The 3,504-nt window shown below is 37.3% G+C and carries 4 protein-coding genes; 3 read left to right on the top strand and 1 reads right to left on the bottom strand.

Annotation, left to right across the window (positions count from 1 at the left end; all coding sequences use genetic code 11):
- Positions 1 to 65 precede the first annotated feature (65 nt).
- Positions 66 to 1,247 carry an AI-2E family transporter gene (locus tag BZK14_RS08660; RefSeq protein ID WP_077926115.1) on the top strand — a complete coding sequence of 394 codons (1,182 nt, stop codon included), beginning with the start codon at positions 66 to 68 and terminating at the stop codon, positions 1,245 to 1,247.
- A gap of 149 nt (positions 1,248 to 1,396) precedes the next feature.
- Here the strand turns inward: BZK14_RS08660 and hemJ are convergent, their stop codons facing one another.
- The gene (gene hemJ, locus BZK14_RS08655; RefSeq protein WP_077926114.1) at positions 1,397 to 1,831 is read right to left on the bottom strand and encodes a protoporphyrinogen oxidase HemJ; all 435 of its coding nucleotides are present in this window, start codon (positions 1,829 to 1,831) and stop codon (positions 1,397 to 1,399) included.
- Positions 1,832 to 1,984: 153 nt separating this feature from the next.
- Here hemJ and ispG point away from each other — a divergent pair, with 153 nt between their 5' ends.
- Together ispG and BZK14_RS08645 are read left to right on the top strand one after the other, a co-directional pair.
- Complete coding sequence (gene ispG / locus BZK14_RS08650; protein WP_077926113.1) at positions 1,985 to 3,205, top strand: flavodoxin-dependent (E)-4-hydroxy-3-methylbut-2-enyl-diphosphate synthase; 1,221 nt, start codon at positions 1,985 to 1,987, stop codon at positions 3,203 to 3,205.
- Positions 3,180 to 3,504, top strand: a 325-nt coding sequence (locus BZK14_RS08645; protein WP_483887735.1) for a tRNA (guanine(46)-N(7))-methyltransferase TrmB, incomplete at its 3' end; no start/stop codon positions are given. The genes ispG and BZK14_RS08645, both read left to right, overlap by 26 nt.

Below are 3,504 nucleotides of genomic sequence, written 5' to 3'. Positions count from 1 at the left end.
AAGTTCGTATTGAAACGCCAGGAGGTGTACAATTATACGAAATTTTAACAGTTGAGCATATTTAAATGACAATAAAGCACTCGGCAACAGCTTTTAAACCATTAACTTATCATCCGTTAGGTAAATGGCTAATATTGTCGCTGCTTTTTGCAGGCGTCTATTTTTTTCATCAGTTTTTTGCACCAGGTTTAGCAGCAATTATTATCGCTGTTGTGACGTGGCCTACTTACAATGATTTATTAAAATTATTGAAAGGTCGCTCGACAATCGCATCAAGTATTGCCATTGTATTCATTACATTATTGATTGTCTTGCCAGTCTTATGGCTTGGGCATTATCTATTATTTGAATTTCAAGGGTTTAGTAATTGGCTTGTGCAATTGAACAGATTTGGAAGTGTGACGCCTACGTGGATTAAAAATTTACCATTGGCAGGTGCACATCTTGATGAATTATGGCTTGAATATTTAGGCAAAGAAAATGGCTTAAATGAACTGCTGCAATTGGCGGGCTTACAAAGAGTGACAAGTTTTGCTAATTATATTTTAGCTTTAGGTAAGAGCTTTGCGAGTGCTGGATTTTATTTGTTATTTATTTTAATTATTCTGTTTTTTTTATACAAAGATGGCAAAAAGCTACAAGGTAATCTTGCAAAAGTTGGGCACATTATCTTTTTGGAACGTTGGGAAAGAATGTCTGGCGTAATTCCAATCATGATTCGTTCCACTGTTATGGGAATGGTCATTATTGCCATTGGTGAAGGGATTGTTTTTGGTATTGTTTATTGGTTGGTGGGGATTCCGTCATCCACGGCTTTAACACTTGGGATTATTACTGGCATATGTGCTTTGATTCCGGGTGGCGCACCATTATCTATGACAATGGTATCTTTGTATTTAGTGGGGAGTGGGACGGCAACGCAAGGTGTTATCCTGTTTTCTTGGGGGGCATGTCAATTATTCATCGTAGATAAGACCATTCGCCCACGATTAGTAGGTGGTCCTGCTAAATTGCCATTTTTACCAACATTTTTTGGTTTGGTTGGCGGTTTGCAGACAATGGGTTTATTGGGTTTATTTATTGGTCCAGTATTGATGGCATTAATTTTAGTGATTTGGCGTGAATGGGTTTACGACGAAGAACATATTAAGCTAGATGATAAAACGGTTGTGAGAAGAAAAGGGCAAATTAAGCGACCAAGACTGCGCCGGTTTATTCAAAAGCCCATAGAGCAAGATTTGAGGTAATTAAAAAACCTGACATGAATAAAATGTCAGGTTTTTTTATTGATATGGTGCAATAGGTTTAAAACTTAACTTTGATAACTATTCCACCCATAGGGCGGTATAATTATGTGATGGGTATTCTAAAAATGTTGTTACCCTATTTAGAATGATTAGCTAAATGATATTGGCATTTTTAATACCGCTAAGAATACAATGGCGACTAATAGTACTGTCGGGAGTTCATTGAATAAACGATAGAATTTATGAGAGCGAGTATTGAGATCTAATCTGAATTGTTTCACATAAATTCTGCATATCACATGATAAGCCACTAAAAAAATAACTAGTAATAATTTAATATGTAACCAAGTCATTTTCATAATAGCAGGATTTTTAATGATTAATGTAATTCCTAATGCAATTGTGAAAAATGCACCAATATCCATCATAATAGCTAATTTTCTCTCCATAACTTTAAATGTTTCATTGGTATTTTGATCTTTATTCATCGCATGGTAAACAAATAATCGTGGGAGATAGAATAACCCCGCAAACCACGTTACCATCGCAATAATATGTAATGCCTTATAGGCTGTATAGCTCATAAAAATTCCCCTGTTATGATAAAAATTGCTCTATTGTAACCCTGAAATAGTATTAGGGAAATTGTTGTGATGTTCTTAACTATTCATTCCTTGAGTTATCTTGCACTCTTAGAGATAATGTGCACTTTATTTAGTTTAGGATTTACGCCCCAAATGGCTGATACAATAGTGCGACGCAAGACGACACAAGTAATGGTTGGTAATGTAGGCATTGGTTCTGATTATCCTATCAGGATTCAATCTATGACTAATACAGATACAGAAGATGTCATTGCCACTACTCAACAGATTATGGAGTTGGCTGATGTTGGCTCTGAATTAGTGAGAATTACAGTTAATACAGATAAGGCGGCACAAGCTGTACCTGAGATTGTGAACCGCTTAGCGAAATATGGTTATGATACGCCTGTGATTGGCGATTTCCATTTTAATGGTCATCGTTTATTGAGTAAAACACCTGAATGTGCTGCCGCTTTAGCAAAGTTGCGGATTAATCCCGGGAATGTTGGGCGTGGGCAGAAACGTGATGAACAGTTTGCTAGTTTAATTGAAATGGCTGTACGTTATCAAAAGCCTGTACGTATCGGTGTGAATTGGGGTAGTTTAGATCAAGAAGTTTTAGCAAGATTATTTACTGAAAATCAAAATCGTGAAATTCCATTATCGAATGATATGATTATGCGCGAAGCAATGATTGTATCTGCAATGGAAAGTGTTGCTTATGCTAAATCTTTGGGATTACGTAATGATCAAATGATTTTGTCAGTCAAAGTGAGTCAGTGCCAAGATTTGATTTCTGTGTATCAGGATATTGCAGGTAAAACCGACTTGCCCTTGCATTTAGGTTTAACAGAAGCGGGTATGGGAACGAAGGGTATTGTTGCTTCATCTGCTGCATTATCAGTAATTTTGCAACAAGGTATTGGTGATACGATTCGAGTGTCTTTGACGCCATTACCAGGTGCACCACGTACTGAAGAGGTTTTAGTGGGCAAAGATATTTTGCAAAGTTTGGGCTTTCGTTTATTTACACCAAAAGTGACTGCGTGTCCGGGTTGTGGTCGTACAAGTAGTGATTACTTTCAACGTTTAGCACAAGATATTCAAGGTTACTTGGATGATATTATGCCAAAGTGGAAAACAGTTTATCCAGGCGTTGAATCTATGGTGGTTGCGGTAATGGGTTGCGTTGTTAATGGTCCTGGCGAATCAAAATTAGCAAATATTGGTATCAGCTTACCTGGCAGCGGAGAAGCGCCTGTGGCGCCAGTATATGAAGATGGGCAAAAAACGGTGACTTTAAAAGGTGACCATATAGCAGATGAATTTATAGAGATAGTGAAACAGTATGTCGAAAGAACTTATGGACAATAAAGAAGAGAATCAAAAAACAGTATATATGCGCGAAATTCGTAGCTTTGTAAAGCGCGAAGGTCGTTTAACACCAGGGCAAGATCGTATTTTAGCGGAAAGTCCTTATTTGATTCGTCCAGAAATGTTGGAAAATAGTTTGGATTTGGATCAACTGTTTGGCAGAGAAAATGATCAACGTACATTAGAAATTGGCTTTGGTAATGGTGAATCATTGGCAACGATGGCTGAAGCTGCATTGGATCGTGATTTTTTGGGTGTTGAAGTTCATCGTCCAGGTGTTGGTCATTTATTATTAGAAG

Source organism: Wohlfahrtiimonas larvae (assembly GCF_002006755.1).
GTDB lineage: Bacteria > Pseudomonadota > Gammaproteobacteria > Cardiobacteriales > Wohlfahrtiimonadaceae > Wohlfahrtiimonas > Wohlfahrtiimonas larvae.
The sequence above is the reverse complement of the archived record's forward strand: the minus strand, read 5'-3'. Positions and strand labels throughout refer to the sequence as shown.